We start from the raw sequence: 24,683 nt of genomic DNA, 5'->3' as shown, positions 1-24,683 counted from the left end.
GGGACCGGCCGGCGGTCGATCACTGCGATGTTCCATCGAAGCTCACTGCGGCGATGTCGCCTTCGTTCATCAGCGGCACGAAGATTCGCGTGCCATCGGTGCCGATATCGGCGCTGCCCGGCTTGAACTGCGCCACAACCTGCGGAGCGCCGCCATCCTTGTAGCGATAGAGCGTGCCGGTCATGTAGGCGGTGGCGTAGATGCTGTCGCCGATGGCGACGACGCCGTCGAGGTCGGCGAAATTTTGCGCGCCGGGCAATGGCGTGACGGCTTTGCTGGCGATATCCACCGACAACAGGCCGCCGGGCTCGGCGGTGCTGAAGTCGGGCTTGATGCCCTTACCCCAAGACGCCACGATAAGCCGATCGCCATCGGCGAAGACACCATTGGGCGCGGCGAGCCTGGCATCCTTGACGAACAGTTCGGGCTTATCGCCGTCGAGGCGGTAGATGGCGTCGGCCAGCATATCGGTGACATAGACTTTGCCCGACCTGTCCGATGTCACGTCGTTGAGGAAGACGGCGCCAGGCACATCGATGGTCGACACGAGCTTGCCGCTGGCGAGATCGACGACGCGCATTTTGGTGATATCGGCGACGTAGAGCTTGCCGCCGGAGATCGCCGAGCCCTTCGGCGCATCCATGCCGTCGGTCCAGTGCTGGGCGACGACCTTGCCGTCCGCAGACAGCACCGAGAGATAGCCGTTGCCGTCGGCCTCGCCGGGATTACCGACGATGTTGGAGACGATGATGCGATTGTTGGCGGCGTCGAACAGCGCCGATTCCGGCTGTTGGAAGCCGGAGGCGCGCCAGACTTCGCCGGCCTGGGCGACCGGTGCAAGCGCGATGCCGAAGGCGGCGAAACAAATCGAGGTGATGAAGGTTTTCATGGCCAGGTCTCCTGATGACAGGCGGAGAGCTAGAGTTTTCGATACTTTTCCGGAAGACCAATCCGCGCTAGTATCGAAACCCGATACGAAATCGCACAAAAGAGGTGCATCCCATGAATGGCCTGATCTTCGAGGCGCTGAAGCGGACGCTGAAGGCCAAGGGCGTCACCTATCGCGACCTTGCCGAGCGGATGGGCGTTTCCGAGCCGACGGTGAAGCGCATTTTTCACGAGCGCAATTGCAAGCTCGACCGGTTGGTGGAGATTTGCGCGGCTGCCGGCGTGGAGCTGGAAAACGTGCTCGGCTCGATGAACAGGGGACCTGGACCGGTCAACCGCATCGCACCGGAGATTGAGCGCAAACTCGCGGGACGGCCGGCGCTGCTGTTCATCTTCGTCATGCTGTCGGAGAAATTCACGCCCGAAGGTATCATGCGTTCGCAGGGCCTGAGCGAAGCCTCGATGTTTCTCTATCTGCGCGATCTCGAAGCGCTCGGGCTGATTGCGCTGGGCAGCGGGCTGTCGGCACGGCTGCTGGTCGACACGCCGATCCAGTGGAATTTCGAAGGGCCGCTCAGGCCGCTGTTCGAGATGACCAACAAGAATTTCATCGGCTGGGCGATCACCCATCTGGAGCGGGAAGCGACCTTTGTCTCGTTCTCGCGGCGGATGCGGCCTGAGACGGCCGAGATGGTGAGGCGCGAGGCTGAGGAACTGGCCGAGCGCGCCAAGCTGCTCGCCCATCACGACCAGCACACGACGCCCGAAAACGAGCTCACTGGTTACAAATGGACGTTTGCTTTCGGTGCGACGCCGTTTCCGGCGATCATGCCGATCGGCCCGCACCCCAGGGATGCCGGAGCGTTCGACCGGCCCGCGGCTCCTGCAAAGGGACGCCGTCCTTTGCCGGCCTGACACGGCCAAGCCACCGCCTGTACTGCGTCGGTTTTCAACATGATCTTTTGTCTGGACGTTTTTGCTCTTTGCAGCCGCATTTCAAAAATGAAACCACATTCATGATAGAGTTCGCGCACTGATTTGCCAGACTGTAGAGGTCGGGTTTGCCGAATGCGTGACACGTCCCCGTGAAATCGAAGTGATCCTATGCCGACCGCGCCAACACTTGAACTTCGCCGCTATTCGCGCCTGAAAAATTTGCGGGCGCGCGCAGAACGCCAGGGTGCTGCATTGCAGTTCTGGGCGCGTACGGCATCGCTCGCCGTGATCTTCTGCTTCTTTTCATTGATCAGCCGCTGGGATGCCTCGCTTCTCTTCGTGCTGGCGGGCCTGTTGCTGTTCCAACTCGTCGGCCTGATCCAGTTTCGCTTTGCGCGCCGTCGCACGGCGCGATGGTGGATCGGTTACCTCGTCGGTACGCTAGACATCATTCTGTTGACCGTTCTGCTGGTGGCACCCAACCCGTTTTCCCAGGAGGTCGCGCCGGCCGCGATGCAACTGCGCGAGGGCAGTTTCAAATTCCTGCTGATTTTCGTATGCCTTGGCGCGCTGACCCTTTCGACACGATTGGCGCTCTATCTCGGCGCGCTCGCGGCCTTGACGTGGGCGATCGGCGTCGGATGGGTGATTCTTCGTCCGGGAACCGTCATTCCGGCGACGAACCTCTATTCGATGCCGGTCACAGAGCGACTGAACCTCTATCTCAACCCCAATTTCGTCGATACATTCGCGCAGGCGACCAACGTGTTGGTCGTGCTGATTATCGGCGCAATCATGGCGCTGGTCGTCTCTCGCTCCCGACATCTGTCGGAAGACTATGTCAAGGCAGAGCGCGCGCGCGCCAATCTCGCCCGGCATTTTTCGCCCAATGTCGTGGACCAACTCGCCACGGATGACGAGCCCTTCGGCCCGGTCCGCCGGCAGGACATCGCGGTGCTGTTCGCCGACATCGTCGGCTTCACACACTATTCCGAGGATCATCCGGCCGAAGCAGTGTTCGAACTTCTGCGTCAGTTCCACCGTCGCATGGAGCAGGTCGTTTTCGACCACCATGGCACCGTCGATAACTATATCGGCGATTGCATCATGGCGACATTCGGGGTTCCGCAAGCCAGCCATGACGATGCGACTCGGGCCATCCAGTGCGCTGAAGCGATGATCGCCGCTCTCGAAGACTGGAATGTGCAGCGGGTGTCCAGGGGATACCCGCCGCTGGACGTTCGGATCGGTGCACAATATGGCGCTGTCGTCATCGGCGCGGTCGGCAGCGAGCGCAATCTGTCCTTCGCGGTGGTGGGCGACACCGTCAACGTCGCCAGCCGTTTGCAGTCGCTCTGTCGTGAGCTTCAGGCGAATATTTGCTTTGGGTCACGACTGATTGAGGCCGCGAAGGCGGAATCGCCCACGACACAGTTGAATGCGCGCGATCATGGTCCGGTGAGCATCCGCGGCCGGGACGAACCGGTCCATGTCTGGGTCGAACACAGAGCCGAAAACCAGGGCGCTATTGCGGTTTCGGCGTGATACAGGCCGCCCTGGGAAACGCCTGCACCTCGGCCGGACAGAGGAACATGTCCTGACCTGGGCCGAAAGCCATCACGTGTCTGAGGCGATTGCGGCAGCCTTCGCGGCTGCGACGTCTGTGCCTGCGTTGTCCTCCCAGACCATCTCCCGATAGTCGAAACCGTATTCGAGCGTCGGCTTGACGATGCGGAAAAAGGGCGAGAGGTCGAAGTCGCGCGGCGTGTAGAGCGAGTGGTGGCGGATGTGCAGGATTTCCTTGCGCATATAGGTCGACTGCGCCGAGGCGCGGCCGGGCGCGCGGGTGATCTCGGGCAGGATCGGGTAGCGGATTTCGCCATACGCCTCGGCGATCAGCGTCGAGCAGATGGCGCGCGTCGGATCGCCGGAGCCGAAAGCCAGCATGCGGCGGCGCCAGCGCACCGGAACCGGCGGCGTCGGCAGGAAATAGCGCAGCATGTCGAAGATGTTCTTGAGGTCGTATTTCAAGCCGAGCTTGCCGATCATGAAGGCGACGACCTTGTCGCGGTCTTCCGGGGTCAGGCCGCTCGCGCGGCAGATGCGGGTGTTGTAGGTGCGGTAGCGCGACAGCGGCACGGCGACACAGCCTTCGCCGAGCGTGACTTCGATCAGCCGACGCCGTTCCGATCCGTCCTCCGGTTCGGACAAGGCATCGCCGACATAGAAGGCGGCGTGCGACCAGGTCGACTGTGTCAGGTATTTGATCGCCGCCGAGATCTTCTGGTTGCCCTCGATGAGCAGGATGTCGCCGGGCTCGAGCGTGCGCCGCAACGTCTCGGCGTCGGACGGCGTGTAGGGCTCATAGCCCGAGGATTCTTCCTGCAGCCGGCCGGCAAGCCAGCGGCCAAGTCGGTCGAGAAGCGTGTCGCCGGGCGCGGTCATCGTAGAGCGTGACTAGCACGGGCCGACCGGCAAGGGCCAGCGCGCCGTCAACCGACCGGAACGCCCGCCTCTTCCTGGGGCGCCGGGCCGGCGAGGTCGTCGCGCGCATTGCGGGCGAGTTTCTTTGTCGAGCGCTTGGGGTTGTCGCCGAACAGGTCGGCTGCCCCGGCGAGACAGGCCTTCTTCAGGCTCTTTTCCGAGCGCTTCAAAAGCTTGCCCAGAAGCTTGGTGTCCTGGGCATCGCCGAGCGGTTCGTCGTCGGCTTCGAGCAGGGCGCGCATGACGAAGACATCGTGCAGTTCGCCGAGCTTTTCGCCCAGTTCGTCGACCGCCTTGCGCCGCACCTTGATCGGCGTTGGCCACAGCCGGCCGAGCAGCGACAAATGCATCGAGTGGGTCTTTGCCGCCTTGCGCAGGTCGTGGAAATCCTCCGCCTCACCGCGCGATCCCGCCCTGTCCAGCGCCTTCCTGGCGCGGCGCAAGGTCTTGCGGGCGCCGTCGGCGAGCACGTCGGCGGCGTGTTCGGGCAAATCCGGGAGCAGTAGCCGCTCTATCCGGACCAGGCCTTCCTCGCAGGCGGCGGTCGCAGCGCCTATGGCGGCGTCGAGGCCGGCGCCGGCATGCATTTCATGCTGGCGGGCAATAAGCCGATCGCGCACGCTGTCGAGGCCGCCGCCGGCAACATGCTCCGGAAAGGCGGCCGCCAGCCGGTCGACCAGGGCGGTTGCTTCACGCGGACCCGCCAGCAGGGCCGCCACCTGGCGGTAGCACTGGTTTTCAGTTTGGCAAAACGTTTCGTTACCGGAATGGACCAGGCGCAGCAAGGCGCGCGCGCTCTTCAGCCGCTTGCGGCATTTGTGCAGCGCCGGCTCCGGCCGGTCGTGCGCCGCGGCCAGATGCGCAAGCGCCTTGCCGATTTCCTCGCCAAGGATGCGTCTGACCTCGCCGGTCAGCGGCAGGCGCGGATCGATGCGAAAACTCATGCGGCGATCTCCGGAATCCCCCCAAAGGCGAGCGACGCGTTGTAAAACCTTTGCTCGCCGGTCACTTCGCGGCCGAGCCAATCAGGCAGCATTTCGTCAGGTACATCCTCCGGCGTCTCAAGCTCGGCCACCACAAGGCCGGCAAGAATTCCGCCGAAAACATCGACTTCGTAGAGATAGCCGCGATGCCTAACATGGTGGCGTGTCTTCTCGATGACATGTCCGATGGCGAAGGCCAGCATCTCCTCGGCATCGGCCAGCGGGATCGCATACTCAAACTCGTCGCGCTCGCGGGCGCGGCTGCCGAATTTGAGCGTCAGTTTCGCCGAGCTACCGTCGCTGATGCGCACGCGCACGGTGCGGCCAGGGGCTGCGGCAAGGTAGAACTGGCGAATGCGGATATCCGCCTCGGCCAGATCACGCCAGTCGGCGCTGGAGACCAGGAACTTGCGTTCGACTTCCTTGCCCATGGCCGCGCACTTAAGCGTCTGCGGCTCGACATGGCAAGCCGGCACAGAGAATCAATTTGACTTTAATCAATCGATTGATTAAATTGGCTGGCATGATCAAACCAACACCCGGTAGAACGCCCCGCCAGGAGACATCGCCTGCCGAGCAGACGCGCGCCGCACTTGTGCTGGCTGCGCTCAAACTGTTCGGACGGCAGGGCTTCGACGGCACCTCGACGCGCGAGATCGCGGCGGAGGCCAAGGCCAATATCGGCTCCATCGCTTATCATTTCGGCAGCAAGGAAGGGTTACGCGCGGCCGCCGCCGACCACATCGTCGAGACCATCCAGGCAATTGCCGGACAGGCGATCGGGCCGGCGTCGGCTCCCTCCACCCCCGAGGCCGCCAGGGCGCAGCTGTTCGCGGCGCTGGAGCGCATGGTGGGGTTCATCGTCGCGAGTCCCGAGGCCGGCGAGATCGTACAATTCGTACTTCGAGAACTCTCGCATCCCACAGCGGCGCTCGACCGCATCTATGCCGGCGTGTTCGAGCCGACGCATCGGCGGCTCTGCCAGGTCTGGGAACAGGCGACCGGCGAGCCGGCCGAGAGCGAGGCCACCAAGCTCACGGTTTTCACGCTGATCGGCCAGGTCATCTATTTCCGCATCGGCCGCGAGGCGGTGCTGCGCCGAATGGGCTGGCGCGAGATCGGCGCCGCGGAAGCCGCCAAGCTGGTGGCGGTCGCCACCAACAACCTCGAGGCCATGCTGGGCGCGCGAAAGCCGGCCGCCCGCAAGGAGGGCAAGCGATGAGTTTTCTCTGTTCCCTGCCGCTCGCGGCCCAGCTGTTCAGCGCCTGCGCGCCGGCGGCACCCCTGGCCGTCGGCTATGTCGAGGGCGAGTATGTCTTGCTGGCGCCGATCGAGGTGGCGCAGGTCGAGACCGTCAAGGTCAAGCGCGGCGACCGTGTCGAGCCCAACGCGCCGGTGGTGACGCTGGAAAGCGCCGACGCCAAGATTGCCGTGGCGCAAGCCGAAGCGGCGCTCGCCCAGGCGCAGGCGCAGCTTGCCGATCTGCAGGTCGGCAAAAGACCGGAAGAGATTGCCGTGCTGAAGGCCGAGGTCGACATGGCCCGCGCGCAAGCCACCGACGCCAGGCGCCGCTATGACCGCGCCAGCGATCTGTTCAAGCGCGGCACCGGCACGCAGGCCGACTACGACACCGCGTCCGCAACGCTGGAGACGGCCAATGCGCAGGTCGGCCAGGCGGAAGCCAATCTCGCCGTCGGCGGCCTGCCGGCGCGGCCCGAAACGATCAAGGCGGCCGACAACCAGGTCAAGCAGGCGCAGTCGGCGCTGGAACAGGCTGAGTGGCGGCTGTCGAAGCGGGTGCTGGCGGCGCCCTCGCCCGGCCGCGTCAACGACGTCATCCGCAACCCCGGCGACACCGCCGGCCCGACCGCGCCCGTCATCTCGATGCTGCCCGACGGCGCCGTGAAACTCAGCGTCTATATCCCGGAAAGAGCCTTTTCATCGATCAAGGTCGGCACGCTGCTTTCCGTCCATTGCGACGGCTGCGGCGAGGGCGTGAAGGCGCGCGTCAGCTATGTCTCGCCCGATCCGGAATTCACCCCGCCGGTCATCTATTCGCTCGAGAACCGGCAGAAGCTGGTCTACCTCGTCGAGGCGCGGCCGGAGGGTGATGCACAAGCGCTGCAGCCGGGGCAGATCGTGGATGTCGAACTGGCGGCCTCAGCAAAATGAACGCCATCGACGTTCATGGCCTGGTCAAGCGCTTCGGCGACAAGACCGTCGTCGACCATGTGACGATGACGGTGGCCGAAGGCGAGATCGTCGGCTTTCTCGGCCCGAACGGCTCGGGCAAGACGACGACCATTCGCATCATGTGCGGCCTGCTGACGCCCGACGAGGGCGAAGGCACGGTGCTGGGATTGAACATCCGCACCGAGTCGCTCCGCATTAAGCGCGAAGTCGGCTACATGACGCAGAAATTCTCGTTCTACGAGGATCTGACGATCGGCGAAAACCTCGAATTCGTGGCGCGGCTCTACCGGCTGAAGCCGGTCGAGGAGCATGTGGCGCGCACGCTGGAAGAACTTGGCCTGACGACGCGCCGCAACCAGCTCGCCGGTACGCTGTCGGGCGGCTGGAAGCAGCGCCTGGCGCTGGCCGCCTGCATCATGCACAAGCCGAAGCTGCTGCTGCTCGATGAGCCTACTGCCGGCGTCGACCCGAAGGCGCGGCGCGAGTTCTGGGACGAGATCCATCGCCTCGCCAGCGGCGGGCTGACGGTGCTGGTCTCCACCCATTACATGGACGAGGCCGAGCGCTGCCACCGCATCAGCTACATCTCCTATGGCAAGATGCTGGCCACCGGCACGGTGGACGAGGTGGTGAAGAATGCCGGGCTGACCACCTTCGTGCTGCAGGGGCCGCACCTCGACCAGGTCGCCGATGCCCTGAAGGAACGGCCGGGCGTCGACCAGGTCGCGCCGTTCGGCGCCACGCTGCATGTCGTTGGCTCCGACAAGGCAGCACTCGAGAAGGCGCTTGCCGATGTCGAGAAGGAGCATAAGGGCGTTACCGTAAAACCCGGCGAGACCAGCCTCGAGGATGTGTTCATCCAGTTCATGTCCGGCTCGAAGGACAATATGGCATGAACAGCGTCTTCTCCTTCGCCAGGCTCGGTGCGCTGCTGATCAAGGAATTCATCCAGATGCGGCGCGACCGCATCACCTTCGCCATGATGCTGGGCGTGCCGCTTTTACAGCTGGTGCTGTTCGGCTATGCCATCAACAACGATCCCAAAAGCCTGCCTGCCGCACTCGTGGCGACCAGCAACGACCCCTACACTCGCGCCATTGTTGCGGCTCTGCAGACGACCGGCTACTACCGCTTCGACCATGTCGCGCAAAGCGCCGAGCAAGCCGAATTCCTGATGGCGCGCGGCGACGTTTCCTTCGTCGTCACCATCCCCGCCGATTTCGGCCGTCGGGTCGAACGCGGCGACAATCCGCAGATCCTGATCGAGGCCGACGCCACCGATCCGGCCGCCGCCAGCGGCGCCATCTCGACTCTAAGCACCGTCGCCAGCCAGGCGCTGCTTCGGGCGCAAGGCATGCAGGAGGCGGCGGCCGAGAACGCCAGGGGCCAGCTCGACGTGGTGGTGCACCGGCGCTACAACCCGGAAGGCATCTCGCAATACAACATTGTTCCCGGGCTGCTTGGCGTCATCCTGCAGATGACCATGGTGATGATGACCTCGATCGCGCTGACACGTGAGACCGAGCGCGGCACGATGGAGAACCTGCTGGCGATGCCGTCCAGCCCGCTCGAGATCATGCTGGGCAAGGTGCTGCCCTATCTGGCGGTCGGCGCGGTGCAGGTGGTGGTGGTGCTGGCAGCGTCGAAGCTTTTGTTCGCCATCCCGTTCACCGGTTCGATGTCGCTGCTGCTCACTGCCGTGCTGGTGTTCGTGCTGGCGCTGGTGCTTCTCGGCTACACCATCTCCACCATTGCCCGCACGCAGATGCAGGCACTGCAGCTGACCTTCTTCTTCTTCCTGCCGTCGATCCTGCTGTCGGGCTTCATGTTCCCCTATCGCGGCATGCCGGGCTGGGCGCAGATCTTTGGCGAGATTTTCCCGCTGACGCATTTTTTGCGCATCACCCGCGCGGTGATGCTGAAAGGCGCCGAGCTGCCGGCGGTGGCGAGCGAGATCACCTGGCTGGTTGCGTTCGTGGCTTTGTTTGCCGGCGTCGCATTGGTGCGGTTCAGGCGGACACTCGACTAGGCTCTCAAGGGTTGAGCGATTTTGGACCGCTGACGAAAGGGCTCCCCCTGACGTAAAATCGCAGCGGGCGGTCTGCATCCTTGGTAATTCCGATGCGGATGCCTTGGCCGATGTCGCCGGCTTGATGCTCATCTTCGGCCAGCCATAGCGGGCCCTGCCGGCACAGATCGAGGCCGTCGAGCGAACGGTCGATCCGTAAGGCCTGGGCAAGCCGTCCCGGCCCGCGCGCCAGGTCATGCAAGCGCTCGACACCTCGGTTCTGCTGCATAAGCGGAATGCCTTCGAGCGGTTCGAGCGCCCGGATCAGGACGCCGGTGCCGGTCCCCGCCTTCTCGCTCGAGACGTTAAGCATCCAGGAGACGCCATAGGCGAGATAGACGTAGGCGTGTCCGGGTCCGAGAAATAGCGAGCGATTGCGCGGCGTCCTGCCGCGATAACCATGGCCGGCAGCATCGCCGACGACATAGGCTTCGGTCTCGACGATGCGGCCGCTGACAATGCCTTCCGGCAGCTCCCGCACCACCAGTCTGCCGATGAGGTGGCGGGCGAGAGCGGCTGTATCACCCGGGAGTTCGGCGCGGTCGAGCGGGCGGTAGATGTCGGCCCTGTTGCTGCGCATAAGCCTTACTGCCGATTGATATGCAATGCGCGAAAGAAGCTATTTTCGTATCGGTTGAATCTGACTTTCGCCCATTCGGCGATGACGATCTCTTCGTCGATAACCGGCCGTCTGTAGTCCTTTGTTTTCCTGACACCGCCGCCCTCCAGGGTCTCGTCGAGATGGGTCATTTTGGGTGTTCCACCAGAAAACCTTAGATACATGTAGGCGAAAATGGCCACATGCCGCTTTCCAATAGAGCCTGTATAAATCTCAATCGCATGAACTGCTGCCTGAACGGCTTCGAAGGATTTGCCCCGTTGCGCTCTTTCGAGTTTGACGAAAAGCAGGAATAACCTTTTGTCGGCCAGAGTGAGACTGCCATCGTCCGTATTCCTCACGCCATGACCGAGCAGTTTTCGCTTCGTATAATGGTAGATTGAAAAAGCCATCGTGCACTCACGTTCGCCCCAACGAAATTACGCGCACTGACCACCTTTGCAAGACGCAGAGCTAAGTGTTCGAGCGTAGCTGCCTAGGCAGCGAGTGAGCGGCGGGCCACGCCTATCGCCGCCTGGCTTCAAGGCATCCGCTCCACCCATTGTGCGCGCGAAGGGCCTGGCTGGAACGGGTCGCCGAAATACTGGGTCTCGCGGGCCACCTTGCCATCGACGAACTCCATGATGCTCACCGTATAGGACGGAACGCCGTCATAGGTCAGGACATATTCGGTGATCCAGAGATCGCCGGCACCGGTGATCCGCCGCACCGCGAAGCGCTTCTGATTGGGCTGCGCGGCACGCGACGACTGGATGTTGCGCCGCCCACGAATGCGCTCGCCCGACTGCGGATAGTCGAGCACCGCGTCGTCGCGATAGATCTGATGTTCCGCCTCGAAATCATTGGCATCGGAGGCCACCCAATGGCGATCCAGAGCCGCTCTTATGTCAGAGTCTGCCATCTCGGTTCTCAGGCGGCAGCCATGATCTCGGCATAGGTGCTGAAATCGACATTGCCGCCCGACAGCACCACGGCCACGCATTTGCCCGACAGCTCGATCTCGCCTGACGAGAGCGCTGCCAGCGCGACGCAGCCGCCAGGCTCGACCACCAGTTTGAGATGGGCCATGGCGTCGCGCATTGCTTGCGCCGCCGCCTTGTCGGAGACGGCGATAGCGCCGGCCAGGTTCTTGCGGTTGATCTCGAAAGTGATGGCGCCAGGTTCAGCGGTGAGGATGGCGTCGCAGATCGAGCTGTGGCCGGGTTCGTTCGAAACCCTTTTTCCCTCGATCAGCGAGCGGCGGGTGTCGTCGAAATGCTCGGGTTCCACCGCCCAGACGGCCGTATCTGGCGAGGCGTCTTTTACCGCAATCGAAATGCCGCTCGACAGGCCGCCACCACCGCAAGGGATGAGAACCGCGTCGAGGCTGACGCCGAGCGCCTTGGCCTGGCGCATCAGTTCGAGGCCGATCGTGCCCTGGCCTGAGATGATGGCCGGATCGTCGAAGGGCGGCACCAGCACCATGCCCTTGTCCATATAGGGGCGCACCACGGTCATGCGGTCGTCGCGAAAACGATCAAACGGCACCACCTCGGCGCCCATCTTGCGAACGTTGGCGATCTTCATTGCCGGTGCATCGGCCGGCATGGCAATGACTGCCTTGACGCCGAACATTGCGGCGGACGCGGCGACGCCTTGAGCATGGTTTCCGGAAGAAAAGGCGACCACGCCGCGGCCGCGCTCTTCCTCGCTCAGCGTCGACAATTTGTTGTAGGCGCCGCGAAACTTGAACGAGCCGGTGCGCTGCAGCGTCTCCGGCTTGAACAGGATGCGGCCGCCGAAGCGCTTGTTGAGTTCCGACGATTCGATCAGCGGGGTTTCAACGATCAGGCCGGAGAGTCGCGCGGCGGCGGCGTGGATGTCGGCAATGCCGGGAAGCGTGGTCATGACGAAGTCCTGAGAGGGATGAGATCGGCGCATGGTGCACGCAAAGGCAGGCCGCGCACCAATGAAAAAATGTGACCGTTACAAAGTTTGGCGGGCATGAACTCGCGAGGAGGAGGGTCAATCTGGCCCACCTCTCCCGCCTTTATCCGCGAGGCCGTATCGGCTAAGGGCGGGGGAACAGAATTCCGGACCGCCAGAAATGACCACCAAGCCCACCCCCCTGTTCCTCGGCATCGACACCGGCGGCACCTATACCGATGCCGTGCTGTGGTCTGAACAAGGCGGGCCAAAAGGCAAGGTGCTGGCCAAGGCCAAGGCGCTGACCACGCGGCACGATCTTGCCGTCGGCATTTCCGGCGCCGTCGACGCGGTGCTGGAGAAATCCGCCACCGACCCGGCCGCGATCAAACTGGTGTCGATGTCGACGACGCTTGCCACCAACGCGTTGGTCGAGGGCCAGGGCGGTCGCGTGGCGCTGATCATGATCGGCTTTACCGAAGCCGACCTTGCCCGCGACGGGTTGAAGACCGCGCTCGGCACCGACCCGGTGGTATTTTGTCCGGGCGGCCATGATGTCCACGGCAATGCGGCCAAGCTCGACCTCGCAGGCCTCGAGGCGGCGCTGCCCGAACTCGGCGCCTCGGTGTCGGGCTTTGCCGTCTGCGCTTATTTTGCCACCCGCAATCCGGCGCATGAGCTTGCCGCGCGCGACCTGATCCGCGAAAAGACCGGCCTGCCGGTCACCGCCAGCCACGAATTGTCAGCCAAGCTCGGCGGCCCGCGCCGCGCGCTCACCACTTTGCTCAACGCCCGGCTGATCTCGATGATCGACCGGCTGGTGGCGGCGACTGAGGGCTTTCTCGAGGCGCGCAAGATCGCCGCACCCCTTATGGTGGTGCGCGGCGACGGCGCGCTGGTTTCGGCCGCCTTTGCCCGCCAGCGGCCGATCGAGACGATTTTGTCCGGCCCGGCCGCCAGCCTGGTCGGCGCCCGTCACATGACGGGCTTGGACAACGCCATGGTCTCCGACATTGGCGGCACCACAACGGATGTCGCCGTGCTCGATGGCGGCCGCCCGCGGCTCGATCCCGAAGGCGCCACGGTCGGCGGGTTCCGCACCATGGTCGAGGCGGTGGCCATGCGCACCTTCGGCCTCGGCGGCGATTCCGAAGTTGCGCTGGAAGACGGCGCACTCAACCCGAAGATCCTGCTCGGCCCGCGCCGCCTGGTGCCGTTGGCGCTGGCCGGAATGATGCATGGCGTTGCAGTGACATCGGAACTCGAACGCCAGCTCCGCGCCCCCAATCCCGGCCGCATGGATGGCCGCTTCGCGCTGCGCACCGGCGTACCGGACAGGCTTGCCGCCGGCCTGACCGCGCCCGAGGCCAAACTCTACGAGCAGATCGGCATTGTGCCGCTGGCCATCGACAGGCTGCTGGCCTCGAACGCCCAGAACGCCACGCTGAACCGGCTGGTCTCGCGCGGCCTCGTGCACATCTCCGGCTTTACGCCTTCGGACGCCGCCCATGTGCTGGGCAAGCAGGCCAACTGGGATGCGGCCACCGCTCGCCTCGGCGCCGAACTCTTCGCTCGCAAGCGCGACGGCCGCGGCCAGAACATCGCAACCTCGCCGGAAGTAATCTCCGAACGCGTGCTGGTGACACTGACGCGCTGGTCGGCCGAATACATTCTCGAAACCGCCTTCGCCGAGGACGGGCTGGATGGCGCGGCCACCGTCGCGCATGCGCTGGTGCAGCGCGCCGTCGATGCCCATCCCGGCATCGCCAGGCTCTCGGTCGCGCTCGATCGCCCGGTCATCGGCCTCGGCGCCTCGGCGCCGCTGCACTATGCCGGCTTGGCCGAGCTGGTCGGCAATGAATGCGTGGTGCCGGAAGACACCGACGTCGCCAACGCCCTCGGCGCCGTCGTCGGCCAGGTCCGCGTCTCGGCTGAAGCCCGCGTCAGCCAGCCCAAGGAAGGCCTGTTCCGCCTGGCCTCGGGGCAAACGGTGCGCGATTTCACCGACGAGGCGAAGGCGATCGCGGCAGCGGAAGCCGATGTGCGGGCGATCGTTGCGGAGCGGGCAAAGGATGCCGGCACGGACAATGCCGAGATCGAAGTCGCCACCGAATTCCGCGTCTCCACGGTCGAGGCCCAGCGCATGTTCATCGAAGCGCATGTGGTCGCGGTGGCGTCAGGCCGGCCAAGGATTGCGGCTTGAGCGCCCTTTCCTTCTCCCCGTTTCACGGGGAGAAGGTGCCCGAAGGGCGGATGAGGGGCAGCGCAAACGGATGAAATTTCGCCGAACCACTACTTTACGCAATGCCGCGCCGCCCCTCATCCGGCTGCCGCCACCTTCTCCCCGTAGAACGGGGAGAAGGGAGCATTCACCCTAAGCTGAATTGACCCTTCACCCCTGACATGCCAAAGGCCGCAAAGCCTTTCATCTGGAGAAGCCCTGATGACCGATCGCGTCGAGATCGCCGGATTGCGGATTGCCCGCGAACTGTATGACTTTGTCGCCGGTGAAGCGCTGCCGGGCACCGGCACTGCGGCCGACGCGTTCTGGAACGGCTTTTCTTCCATCGTGCATGATCTGGCGCCGAAGAACCGGGCACTGCTGGCCAAACGGGACGCCATGCAGGAGAAGCTCGACGCCTGGTACCGTGCCAATGGCGCGCCCACCGACATCGAGGCCTACAAGATTTTCCTCAAGGAGATCGGCTATCTCGTTCCCGAAGGCCCGGCCTTCGGCGTCAGCACGGACAATGTCGACCCCGAAATCGCCGTCGTCGCCGGGCCGCAGCTGGTGGTGCCGGTGATGAATGCGCGCTATGCGCTCAACGCCGCCAATGCCCGCTGGGGCTCGCTCTACGATGCACTCTACGGCACCGACGCCATTCCCGAAACCGGCGGGGCCGAGAAGGGCAAGAGCTTCAACCCCGTGCGCGGCGCCAAGGTGGTGGCCTGGGCGAAAAGCTTCCTCGACGAGTCCGTGCCGCTCACCTCCGGCAAATGGGCAGGGGTGAACGGGCTTACCGTCCAGGGCAGCATCTTGCGGCTCAGCGCCGGCGCCGGCGGCACCACGCTGGCCAACCCGAAACAGTTTGCCGGCTATCGCGGTGACGCCGCCAATCCTGAAGCCATTTTGCTTACCCAGAACGGCCTGCACATCGAAATATCAATCGACCGCGCCAACCAGATCGGCCGCACCGACCCTGCCGGCATTGCCGATATCGTGCTGGAATCGGCGCTGACCACCATCCAGGACTGCGAGGATTCTGTCGCGGCGGTGGATGCAGAGGACAAGGTCGTGGTCTACCGCAACTGGCTCGGCCTGATGAAGGGCGATCTCGCCGAGGAAATCAGCAAGGGCGGCAAGACTTTTGTCCGCAAGCTCAACCCGGACCGCGCCTGGACCGCGCCCAATGGCGGCGCGCTGAGCCTGCCCGGCCGCTCGCTGATGCTGGTCAGGAATGTCGGCCACCTCATGACCAACCCGGCGATTTTGGATCGCGACGGCAACGAGGTGCCGGAAGGCATCATGGATGCCGCAATGACGGCGCTGATCGCGCTGCACGATGTCGGCGCCAACGGGCGGCGGATGAACTCCCGGGCCGGCTCGATGTATGTGGTGAAGCCCAAGATGCACGGGCCTGAGGAAGTCGCCTTCGCCGTCGAGATTTTCGACCGCGTCGAAGCGCTGCTCGGCATGGCTAAAAACACCATCAAGATGGGCATCATGGACGAGGAGCGGCGCACCACCGTCAACCTCAAGGAGGCGATCCGCGCTGCGAAGGAGCGCGTCGTGTTCATCAACACCGGCTTCCTCGACCGCACCGGCGATGAGATCCACACCTCGATGGAGGCCGGGCCGATGATCCGCAAGGGCGACATGAAACAGGCTGCGTGGATTTCCGCCTATGAGGCCTGGAATGTCGATACGGGCTTGGAATGCGGTCTGGCCGGCCACGCCCAGATCGGCAAGGGCATGTGGGCGATGCCCGATCTGATGGCGGCGATGCTGGAACAGAAGATCGCCCATCCCAAGGCCGGCGCCAACACCGCCTGGGTGCCGTCGCCGACCGCTGCCACGCTGCACGCCACCCACTATCACAAGGTCGATGTTCATGCCGTCCAGATGGCGCTGAAGAGCCGGCCAAAGGCCAGGCTCGATGACATATTGTCGGTGCCGGTGGCGGTGCGTCCGAACTGGACGCCGGATGAAATCCAGCGCGAGCTCGACAACAATGCGCAAGGCATTCTGGGCTATGTCGTGCGCTGGATCGACCAGGGCGTCGGCTGCTCCAAGGTGCCGGACATCAACGATGTCGGCCTGATGGAAGATCGCGCCACGCTGCGCATCTCCTCGCAGCACATTGCCAACTGGCTGCACCACAAGGTCTGCTCGCAGATTCAGGTGATGGATTCGCTGCGCCGCATGGCGGCAACCGTCGACCTGCAGAATGTCGGCGATCCGCTCTATCGGCCGATGGCCGCCGACTTCGACAACTCCATCGCCTTCCAGGCCGCCTGCGATCTGGTCTTCAAGGGCCGCGAACAGCCGAATGGATATACCGAGCCGGTGCTGCATGCACGGCGGCTGGAGCTGAAGGCGAAGGGTTGAGCGCCAGCATCCCCCTCCCCCTTGAGGGGAGGGTGGCCCAAAGGGCCGGGTGGGGTCGTGCGTGACGTGCGCCAGCCCTTTCGGCGGACACTCCAAGCAATGTCATCGTTGAGGGCTGTACTGAGCTCGGCAGGTCGAGCCATCTTCGGCGACCCCACCCGGCCGCTTCGCGGCCACCCTCCCCTCAAGGGGGAGGGATCTACGCCGCCTGTGCCGCGCGCTCCGAACTCACGCGGTAGGAAATCGCCTCGGCCAGATGGATGCGGCCGACGGTTTCGCTGGCGTCGAGATCGGCCAGAGTTCTCGCGACCTTCAGCACGCGGTGATAGGCGCGCGCGGAAAAGCCGAGCTTTTCGCTGGCGTCTCTCAGCAGCGACAGGCCGGCTGCATCCGGCACGGCGATGTCTTCGATGATCGAGGGCGAGCAATGCGCATTGGTGGTCGCGCTGGTGACGCCGAGCCGTTCGAAGCGCTCGCGCTGAATGGTGCGCGCACGGGCCACGCGCTGGGCTACGGCGGCGCTCTTTTCCGCCCGGTCGGGGCGGATCAGGTCGGCGGCCGAGACCGCGGGCACTTCGATTCTGAGGTCGATGCGGTCGAGCAGCGGGCCTGAAATGCGCGCCTGGTAGTCGGTGCGGCAGCGCTCGCCGCGCAGGCAGCGATAGCCGGGTTCGCCGGCCATGCCGCAGCGGCAGGGGTTCATCGCCGCCACCAGCTGGATGCGCGCCGGATAGGTGACGCGGTGGTTGGCGCGCGCGATCATGCAGTCGCCGGTCTCCAGCGGCTGGCGCAGCGCATCCAGCGTCTGCGGCGAGAATTCGGGGAATTCGTCGAGGAACAGCACGCCGTGATGGGCGAGCGAGACCTCGCCTGGCCGCACCCTGAGGCCGCCGCCGACCATCGCCGCCATCGAAGCCGAATGGTGTGGAGCGCGGAACGGCCGCCGGTCGGTGAGCTTGCCTTCGCCGAGTTCGCCCGCCACCGAGGCAATCATCGAGACTTCCAAGAGTTCCTTCGGCGCCAGCGGCGGCAGGATCGAGGGCAGGCGCTGCGCCAGCATCGATTTTCCCGAGCCTGGCGGGCCGACCATGAGCAGATTGTGGCCGCCGGCGGCCGCTACTTCCAGCGCCCGCTTGGCGCTCTCCTGGCCCTTGATGTCGCAGAGGTCGGGCAGGTCGCGCGCCGAGACATGGATGCCGGGCTCGGGCCGCGACAGCACCTGCGTGCCGCGAAAATGATTGGCAATCGCAATCAGGCTGCGCGGCGCCAATATGTCGAAATCCTTGCCGGCCCATGCTGCTTCTGGGCCACAGCCGAACGGGCAGATCAGGCCCTTTCCCTCGGCATTGGCGCCGATCGCCGCCGGCAGGGCGCCGGCCACCGCGGCAATGGTGCCGTCGAGCGACAATTCGCCGAGCACGACATAGGAGGCCAGCATATCGCCCGGGATGGCGCCAAGCGCCGCCATCAGGCCGAGCGCGATCGGCAGGTCGTAATGGCTGCCTTCCTTGGGCAGGTCGGCGGGCGCCAGGTTGACCGTGACCTTTTTCGACGGCATCGACAGGCCCGACGCATGGAGTGCCGCCTGCACCCGCTCGCGGCTCTCGGCCACCGCCTTGTCGGGCAGGCCGACAATGTGCATGCCGACCTTGCCCGGCGCGATCATCACCTGGACATCGACCGGCACGGCTTCGATGCCTTGGAAAGCAACCGTGCGAACCCGCGCCACCATTTGTTCAAGCCCCCGGATACCGGCTCGCTCGGGCCTTTCTGATCAGACCGCGAGCAACGTCAGCTAAAACAACCATAGATTTCAGGCCAAGGCAAGAACATTACAGGAACATGCAAGTGTCGCCGCCCTTCCGGCACCATACGATGCCGACGCCTGCCTTCGCCCGAGACAGAATTAACCACAAAGGCGCGGCGCGGTTGGGAGTCACCGATCCGACTCGCATACTATGGTATGGTTGGGACCGGGGGACATCCGCAGCGCGTCCAGGCGCCAAAGCGAGGAAAACAGGATGCCGACCTTAAGCAATGGCAGTCAGCTCACCGTATGGGAAGAACCCGACTATCCCAATCCAAGCCCAGACGCGGTGCTTTTCAGCATCACGGAACCCGACGGCGACGTGATCGGGCCGATAGGGGCAAAGCCCGATTTCCCGTTCGGCGGGATTGACGTGGCTTCGGTCGATGTCTTCGACGGCTTCTTCACCATCACCAGCTTCACCAATGAGGGCAGGACCGAGACCTGGACGACGGTCGAGACGCAGGTCTTCGACAACGACGGCAATCTTCTCCGCACCTTGTCCGACCAGGCCGCCTACCTGTCGGCCCGGATCGTCTCGGTCAACGCCGACAGCCCCGACACCATCACCGTCACCTGGATCGGGGCGAACGAGTATTTCGGCGGCGAAAACACCCAATACGGCCAGCACCAGATCATCCTGGAGGGCGGCACGCTGCAGCCCGACACGTTCGTCAATCATGCGCCCACGGTCGCCAATCTGAATGTGTCGGTTTCGCAGGGGGAATTTCTCGACGACATCAAATTCAGCGCCGCCGATGCCGACTATGATCTCCTGAGCTTTGTCGTCATCGATGGGCCGGACCACGGCACCTTTGAGCAAAGCACGCGTTTCGACGGCAATTATTATCCGTTTCACCAGGGTCACTATGGCAACAGCCTGCACTATCATGCCGACTTTCTGAACGGCAATCTGTTCGACTACACACCCGAGGCGGGCTTCGTCGGCACTGACAGCTTTACGGTTTATGCCACGGACGGCCAGGGCAACAGCAATCTGGCGACGATTACGATCACGGTTGCTCCACCGGCCGAATCCATCGCGCTGACCGAAGCCGCGAACACAGTGAACTATGGAGCCCACGATCGTGCCGCGCTCGTCACCGCGCTCGGCGGCGGCGACCGTGTCATCGGCACGTCGTTTAACGATACACTCGATGGCGGCGCCGGCGATGACCAGCTGTTCGGCGGCACCGGCACCGGCGCCGACACCCTCATCGGTGGCGCGGGCACTGATTGGCTGAAGGGCGGCGCCGGCAATGACGTCATAAGCGGCGGCGCGGGCACGGACGGCATCCGTGGCGATGAGGGCGACGACGCCCTCGACGGCGGTGCCGGCTCCGACGACCTGCGCGGCGGCGTTGGCGATGACATCCTCAATGGCGGCGCCGGCGGCGACCGGCTGGCTGGCGGCGAGGGCAGGGATGTCTTCGTATTCGACGCGCTTGGACTGGCGAATTGCGACAGGATCGAAAACTTCGATGCGCAAGACGATATGATCCGCCTGGACAGCTCCGTGTTTGTCGGACTGCAGGCCGGCCCGCTTTTCGCGGCAGTCTTCGCGATAGGTGACAAAGCCATCGATGACAGCGACCACATCCTTTACAACGACGTGACGGGCGACCTTTTGTTCGATGTGGACGGGGTAGGCGGCGCGGCGGCTGTCAAGTTTGCCGCCGTCGACCCGGGCACCTGGGTCACCGCGGACGACTTCTTCGTGATCTAGGGCAAGGTATGAAACGGTTTTCCCGCAGGAATTGCGTGAAAGCAAAGAGATAGAGCGGTTCTGTGGTTCCGCGAAACTGCTCTATTTCCGCTTCCCTTCCACCGCGTCCCAGAACAGGCTCGCAATGTCGGCGCCGCCAAAGCGCTGTATTTCGCGCACGCCGGTGGGCGAGGTCACGTTGATCTCGGTCATGTAGTCGCCGATCACGTCGATGCCGACGAGGATGAAACCGCGTTCCTTCAGCGATGGCCCGATGCTGGCGCAGATCTCGCGTTCGCGTTCCGTCAGCTCGGTCTTTTCGGCGCGGCCGCCGACATGCATGTTGGAGCGCGAATCGTGGTCGGCCGGCACCCGGTTGATTGCGCCGACCGCCTCGCCGTCGATCAGGATGATGCGCTTGTCGCCCTTGCGCACATCCTTCAGATAGCGCTGCACGATATAGGGCTCGCGCGACAGCTGGGCGAACATCTCGAGCAGCGAGGCGAGGTTGCGGTCGTCCTCCTTGAGATGGAAGATGCCGGCGCCGCCATTGCCGTAGAGCGGCTTGACGATGATGTCGCCGAATTGCTTGCGGAAGGCGGCGACTTCCTGCGGATCCTTGGTGATCAACGTTTCCGGCATCAGGTCGGGGAATTCAGTGACGAAGATCTTTTCCGGGCTGTTGCGCACCCAGGCCGGATCGTTGACCACCAATGTCTTCGGGTGGATGCGCTCGAGGATATGCGTGGTGGTGATGTAGTTCATGTCGAAGGGCGGATCCTGGCGCAGCAGGATCACGTCCATCTCCGACAGGTCGGTGCGCACCTTGTCGCCCAGCGTGTAGTGATTGCCCTTCTCGTCGCGGAGCTTCATCTCCTCGATGCGGGCAAACACCTTGCCGCCCAGCATCGACAGCCGGTCGGGCGTGTAGTGGAACAGTTGGTGGCCGCGCCGCTGCGCCTCCAGCGACAGCGCAAACGACGTGTCGCCGGCGATCGAGACGGTGGAGACATGGTCCATCTGGACGGCGATTTTCAGGGGCATCTTTCAGTCTCCAGCGGGCTATGCCGCCGATATAGGGAACTCGGGGGCTTCTGCCAATCGCGCTTGCTTGGCCCAGACCCTTAGCGGTCGAAGACCAGCCGGGAGTATCCGAGGAAGGACAGCGCCATCGCCACCAGCGAGGCAATCGCAAGTGCCGCCAGCGGCGGCATTGCCGGCAGCGCGAACAGGATGGCGCAATAGACGACATAGTTGACGATGCTGGTGGCGATGCCGACGCCGCCATAGCGCGCACCCTCCTGCGCTACGCCGCGGCTCGACGGCGAAAACGTCAGGTGCCGGTTGATCTGCCAGGTGACGCAGAGCGCAAAGCCGATCGACAGCAAGCGCGCGACGAAGGCGCCGAGCGGCGTCACGGCCAAAAGCAGCCAGAGTGCCGCGGCATCGGCGACGAAGCCGACAGCGCCGGCAAAAACGAAGCGGGCGAGCCTGCCCACGGCCTCAGGCGGCCCGGGGCGTCTTGCGCGGTTCGGCTTTCGGGGTTTCGCTTGTGCGCTCGCGTCGTTCGACCCGGCCCGACGGGACCGAGAGATAGAAGATGCGCTTCTGCTCGGCGCGTCCGCGCGATACCGAATCGAGGATCAGTCCGGTCACCATCGCAAGCATAGACAACAGCAGCAGGCCGACCGACAGCACCCAGGTCGGCATGCGCGGCACGAGACCGGTCTGGGCGAATTCGATCAGCACCGGCGTCATCAGGGTAAGGCTCGATGCCAGGAAGAGGATCGCGAAGGCGCCGAAGAAGCGCAGCGGCTGCGTCTCCTTCATCAGCATGGCGAACATCCACAGGATCCTGGCACCGTCGCGATAGGTCGACAGCTTCGACGACGATCCCTCAGGCCGGCGGCCATAGTCGAGCGCGATCTCGCTGACAGGCAGCTTGAGCTGCGAGGCATGCACCGACATTTCGGTCTCGATCTCGAAGCCGCCGGAAACGGCGGGAAAGCTCTTGACGAAACGCCTGGAGAAGACGCGGTAGCCGGAGAAGATGTCGGTGAAGTCGGTGCCGAACAGCCGCTTGTAGAGGCTGTTGAAGATGCGGTTGCCGAAGGCATGGCCGGAACGGCCGGCATCGTCGGCGACGCCGCGCCTGGTACCCACCACCATATCGCAGCGCTCGGTCTGCAGGATGTTGATAAGCTGCGGTGCATCTTCCGGCGCATAGGTGCCGTCGCCGTCGGCCATCAGATAGATATCGGCATCGATGTCGGCGAACATGCGCCGCACGACATTGCCCTTGCCCTGGCGCGGCTCGCGGATGACGATGGCGCCGGCGGCACGCGCCTTGAGCGCGGTCAAATCCCTGGAATTGTTGTCATAAACATAGATCGCGGCCGACGGCAGCGTCTCGCGAAACCGCCGCACCACCTCGGCGATGGTCAGTTCCTCATTGTAGCAGGGCAGGAGCACGGCAATGGCCGGCTCGTGGCGGACTTCGTGCGGCATTTCCGTCTCCCGATGCCCGGCGGAGCCTCCGGCCGCGCTCAAATGCGGCCTCGCTCAGGCGACTTTACTATTTATTGAAGCTGTTAAGGCTAGGTTTAAGCCGAGCTTCTTTCCGACAAAGGCCGTGATGATGAACGCAGCCAAGGCGGGTGCTTCCTCCTGGAAGTCCGATATGACGCTGGCGCTGCTTGCCATGCTGGTGGCGCTGGCCGTCAATGCCACAACGGGCTTTCGCGAATTGAGCAATGCCGGCGGCGACAATGACAGCCTGCTGCGGCTGGTCGAGGTTCGCGACATGCTGGCCGGCCAGGGCTGGTTCGACCTGCATCAGTACCGGATGGGGCCGGAAGGCGGCTTCGTCATGCACTGGTCGCGGCTGGTCGATGCGCCGCTCGCCGCCATCATCCTCGTCGCTTCGGCGCTGACCGGCAGCATGGCCATGGCCGAGGCGATCGCACAGGTGCTGTGGCCGGCGCTGCTGTTTTTCCTGGCGGTGTTCTTCCTCGCCCGCGCGGCGCGCAGCTTTGCCGGCGCCGGCGCCGTACTGCCCGCAATCGTCATCGGCGCGGCGGCGCTGCATTTCATCGGCATCTTCTTGCCGGGTGCGCTCGATCATCACAATGTCCAGCTGACGCTGACCATGGCCAGCCTCAGCCTGCTGCTCGAGGCGCCGACGCACCGCTGGGCGGCGCTGTTTTCGGGTCTGTGCGCTGCACTGACGCTGGCCGTCGGCATGGAAACCGCGCCCTATGTCGCCACCATCGGCGCCTGCATCGCCTTGCTGTTTGTCGCCGACCCCGGCGGCGAGCACCGGATCGCAAGGGACTTCGGTCTCGGCTTTGCCGGGGTTTCGGCGTTCGTGTTCGTCACCACCATCCCGCCATCGGCTTGGGGCCAGGCGCAGTGCGATGCCTTTTCGGCCGTGCAATTCGTTGTTGCGGCAATCGCCGGACTGGGCCTTGCCGTCGTGACGTCGCTCAGGGCGTCCAATGGCACGGCCGGCCGCCGGCTGATCTCGCTCGGTCTGCTCGCGCTTGTGCTGGGCGCCGTCGTCGTGGCGCTGTTCCCGCAGTGCCTTGCCGCGCCCTACGCAAACCTCGATCCGCGCCTCAAGGAATTGTGGCTCGACCACATCGATGAGGCACAGTCGCTGTTCCATATTGCCGTCAGCGACCCGGCCTCGGTGGCGGCGCGCTATGTCACGCCGCTGGTGGCGATCGCGCTGATGGCGCTTCGGCTGCGCGGACCGTGGCGGCGCCAGGACAGCCTCGTCGGCGCCTTGCTGGCCGCCGCCTTCATCGTCAGCGCCTGGCAGGTCCGCGGCTCGACATTCTCGATCGCCTTTGCCGTCATCCCGCTATCGGCCTGGATCGCAACATGGCGCGAACGGGCGAGCATTAGCCCTTCGCGCAGCGTGTCGCTGCGCATGGCGGCAGTCTGGCTGGTGTCGGTGAATGCCGTCTGGGCCGGCGCTGCCGCCGCGACCTCGAGCGCTTTCGAGGCCCACAAGGTCTCCGCCGAAGCCAAGGACGCCGATCCGGCCTGCACGCGCAAGGCCTCCTTCGCAACGCTGGCCAGGTTGCCGGACACCATGGTGCTTGCCATTTCCAATCTCGGCTCGCCCATCCTGGCCTATTCCGGCCACCGTGTCTTTGCCGGCCCCTATCATCGCAACATCGCCGGCGACCTGCTTGCGCTCGATGCCTTCCTCGGATCGGCGGACCAGGCCAAGGCGATCGTGGCGCAGCACCATGTCGGCCTGGTGGCGCTCTGCCGTGGCAGCGCCGAGAGCAAGGTGCTCGCTGCCAAGGCGCCCCAAGGCTTCCTGGCCCAGCTGATGCAGGGAAGCGTCCCCGATTGGCTCGAATCGGTGGCCGAAACACGCGGGAACCCGGTCGAACTCTACCGCGTCCGCTAAAGCATCATTCGCCAGTGAAAAATCGATTTCGCGATACGGTTCCTAAACGCTTTGCTGCCA

General features: G+C 64.3%; 22 protein-coding genes. 10 read left to right on the top strand and 12 right to left on the bottom strand.

Annotated features, from left to right (window positions below):
• Positions 1-19: 19 nt before the first annotated feature.
• Complete coding sequence (locus tag AC04SG_RS00910) at positions 20-889, bottom strand: SMP-30/gluconolactonase/LRE family protein (protein WP_488549541.1); 870 nt, start codon at positions 887-889, stop codon at positions 20-22.
• Between the two features lie 113 nt (positions 890-1,002).
• Here AC04SG_RS00910 and AC04SG_RS00905 point away from each other — a divergent pair, with 113 nt between their 5' ends.
• Positions 1,003-1,803, top strand: coding sequence for a helix-turn-helix domain-containing protein (locus AC04SG_RS00905; protein ID WP_488549540.1), 801 nt, complete (start codon positions 1,003-1,005; stop codon positions 1,801-1,803).
• A gap of 189 nt (positions 1,804-1,992) precedes the next feature.
• Complete coding sequence (locus AC04SG_RS00900) at positions 1,993-3,369, top strand: adenylate/guanylate cyclase domain-containing protein (protein ID WP_488549539.1); 1,377 nt, start codon at positions 1,993-1,995, stop codon at positions 3,367-3,369.
• A gap of 72 nt (positions 3,370-3,441) precedes the next feature.
• Here AC04SG_RS00900 and AC04SG_RS00895 read toward each other — a convergent pair whose 3' ends face one another.
• The 3 genes from AC04SG_RS00895 to AC04SG_RS00885 are packed head-to-tail and all read right to left on the bottom strand — an operon-like array spanning position 3,442 to position 5,722.
• Positions 3,442-4,269, bottom strand: a complete 828-nt coding sequence (locus AC04SG_RS00895) for a C40 family peptidase (RefSeq protein ID WP_352557822.1) — start codon at positions 4,267-4,269, stop codon at positions 3,442-3,444.
• Positions 4,270-4,316: 47 nt separating this feature from the next.
• Positions 4,317-5,252: a CHAD domain-containing protein gene (locus AC04SG_RS00890; RefSeq protein ID WP_488549538.1), complete on the bottom strand. Its 936-nt coding sequence runs from the start codon at positions 5,250-5,252 to the stop codon at positions 4,317-4,319.
• Positions 5,249-5,722, bottom strand: a complete 474-nt coding sequence (locus AC04SG_RS00885) for a CYTH domain-containing protein (RefSeq protein ID WP_488549537.1) — start codon at positions 5,720-5,722, stop codon at positions 5,249-5,251. The genes AC04SG_RS00890 and AC04SG_RS00885 overlap by 4 nt, the downstream gene beginning before the upstream one ends.
• Before the next feature lie 92 nt (positions 5,723-5,814).
• Here AC04SG_RS00885 and AC04SG_RS00880 point away from each other — a divergent pair, with 92 nt between their 5' ends.
• The 4 genes from AC04SG_RS00880 to AC04SG_RS00865 are packed head-to-tail and all read left to right on the top strand — an operon-like array spanning position 5,815 to position 9,513.
• Positions 5,815-6,513 (top strand): CerR family C-terminal domain-containing protein, encoded by a 699-nt coding sequence (locus tag AC04SG_RS00880; RefSeq protein WP_488549536.1) that lies wholly within the window; start codon positions 5,815-5,817, stop codon positions 6,511-6,513.
• Positions 6,510-7,463, top strand: a complete 954-nt coding sequence (locus AC04SG_RS00875) for an HlyD family secretion protein (RefSeq protein WP_488549535.1) — start codon at positions 6,510-6,512, stop codon at positions 7,461-7,463. The genes AC04SG_RS00880 and AC04SG_RS00875 overlap by 4 nt, the downstream gene beginning before the upstream one ends.
• A complete protein-coding gene (locus AC04SG_RS00870) occupies positions 7,460-8,380 on the top strand; it encodes an ABC transporter ATP-binding protein (protein ID WP_488549534.1) in 921 nt (306 codons plus the stop codon). The genes AC04SG_RS00875 and AC04SG_RS00870 overlap by 4 nt, the downstream gene beginning before the upstream one ends.
• Positions 8,377-9,513 (top strand): ABC transporter permease, encoded by a 1,137-nt coding sequence (locus AC04SG_RS00865; protein WP_488549533.1) that lies wholly within the window; start codon positions 8,377-8,379, stop codon positions 9,511-9,513. Before AC04SG_RS00870 ends, AC04SG_RS00865 begins: the two co-directional genes overlap by 4 nt.
• A 4-nt stretch (positions 9,514-9,517) precedes the next feature.
• On the opposite strand, the gene AC04SG_RS00860 is transcribed toward AC04SG_RS00865, so the two are convergent.
• The 4 genes from AC04SG_RS00860 to AC04SG_RS00845 form a co-directional block, all read right to left on the bottom strand.
• Complete coding sequence (locus AC04SG_RS00860) at positions 9,518-10,132, bottom strand: DNA-3-methyladenine glycosylase (RefSeq protein ID WP_488549532.1); 615 nt, start codon at positions 10,130-10,132, stop codon at positions 9,518-9,520.
• Positions 10,133-10,137: 5 nt separating this feature from the next.
• Positions 10,138-10,563 carry a hypothetical protein gene (locus AC04SG_RS00855; RefSeq protein ID WP_488549531.1) on the bottom strand — a complete coding sequence of 142 codons (426 nt, stop codon included), beginning with the start codon at positions 10,561-10,563 and terminating at the stop codon, positions 10,138-10,140.
• 128 nt (positions 10,564-10,691) lie between these two features.
• Positions 10,692-11,072 carry a nuclear transport factor 2 family protein gene (locus AC04SG_RS00850; RefSeq protein ID WP_488549530.1) on the bottom strand — a complete coding sequence of 127 codons (381 nt, stop codon included), beginning with the start codon at positions 11,070-11,072 and terminating at the stop codon, positions 10,692-10,694.
• Positions 11,073-11,080: 8 nt separating this feature from the next.
• Positions 11,081-12,058 (bottom strand): threonine/serine dehydratase family protein, encoded by a 978-nt coding sequence (locus AC04SG_RS00845; protein ID WP_488549529.1) that lies wholly within the window; start codon positions 12,056-12,058, stop codon positions 11,081-11,083.
• Positions 12,059-12,257: 199 nt separating this feature from the next.
• On the opposite strand from AC04SG_RS00845, the gene AC04SG_RS00840 reads away from it, so the two are divergent.
• A complete protein-coding gene (locus tag AC04SG_RS00840) occupies positions 12,258-14,279 on the top strand; it encodes a hydantoinase/oxoprolinase N-terminal domain-containing protein (protein WP_488549528.1) in 2,022 nt (673 codons plus the stop codon).
• 240 nt (positions 14,280-14,519) lie between these two features.
• Entirely contained in the window at positions 14,520-16,685 is a 2,166-nt protein-coding gene (locus AC04SG_RS00835; RefSeq protein WP_488549527.1) for a malate synthase G, read from the top strand.
• A 199-nt stretch (positions 16,686-16,884) separates the two neighbouring features.
• Here AC04SG_RS00835 and AC04SG_RS00830 read toward each other — a convergent pair whose 3' ends face one another.
• Positions 16,885-18,417 carry a YifB family Mg chelatase-like AAA ATPase gene (locus AC04SG_RS00830; protein WP_488549526.1) on the bottom strand — a complete coding sequence of 511 codons (1,533 nt, stop codon included), beginning with the start codon at positions 18,415-18,417 and terminating at the stop codon, positions 16,885-16,887.
• Positions 18,418-18,706: 289 nt separating this feature from the next.
• On the opposite strand from AC04SG_RS00830, the gene AC04SG_RS00825 reads away from it, so the two are divergent.
• Complete coding sequence (locus AC04SG_RS00825; RefSeq protein WP_488549525.1) at positions 18,707-20,218, top strand: calcium-binding protein; 1,512 nt, start codon at positions 18,707-18,709, stop codon at positions 20,216-20,218.
• A gap of 81 nt (positions 20,219-20,299) precedes the next feature.
• Here AC04SG_RS00825 and gshB read toward each other — a convergent pair whose 3' ends face one another.
• The 3 genes from gshB to AC04SG_RS00810 form a co-directional block, all read right to left on the bottom strand.
• Positions 20,300-21,241: a glutathione synthase gene (gene gshB / locus AC04SG_RS00820; protein WP_488549524.1), complete on the bottom strand. Its 942-nt coding sequence runs from the start codon at positions 21,239-21,241 to the stop codon at positions 20,300-20,302.
• A gap of 80 nt (positions 21,242-21,321) precedes the next feature.
• Positions 21,322-21,696 carry a GtrA family protein gene (locus tag AC04SG_RS00815; RefSeq protein WP_488549523.1) on the bottom strand — a complete coding sequence of 125 codons (375 nt, stop codon included), beginning with the start codon at positions 21,694-21,696 and terminating at the stop codon, positions 21,322-21,324.
• 4 nt (positions 21,697-21,700) lie between these two features.
• Positions 21,701-22,705 carry a glycosyltransferase gene (locus AC04SG_RS00810; protein WP_488549522.1) on the bottom strand — a complete coding sequence of 335 codons (1,005 nt, stop codon included), beginning with the start codon at positions 22,703-22,705 and terminating at the stop codon, positions 21,701-21,703.
• A gap of 130 nt (positions 22,706-22,835) precedes the next feature.
• Between AC04SG_RS00810 and AC04SG_RS00805 the strand changes: the two genes are divergently transcribed.
• Entirely contained in the window at positions 22,836-24,623 is a 1,788-nt protein-coding gene (locus AC04SG_RS00805) for a GtrA family protein (RefSeq protein ID WP_488549521.1), read from the top strand.
• Positions 24,624-24,683: the final 60 nt, after the last annotated feature.

It is taken from the genome of Mesorhizobium sp. CNPSo 4684 (assembly GCF_057784315.1).
The sequence above is the reverse complement of the archived record's forward strand: the minus strand, read 5'-3'. Positions and strand labels throughout refer to the sequence as shown.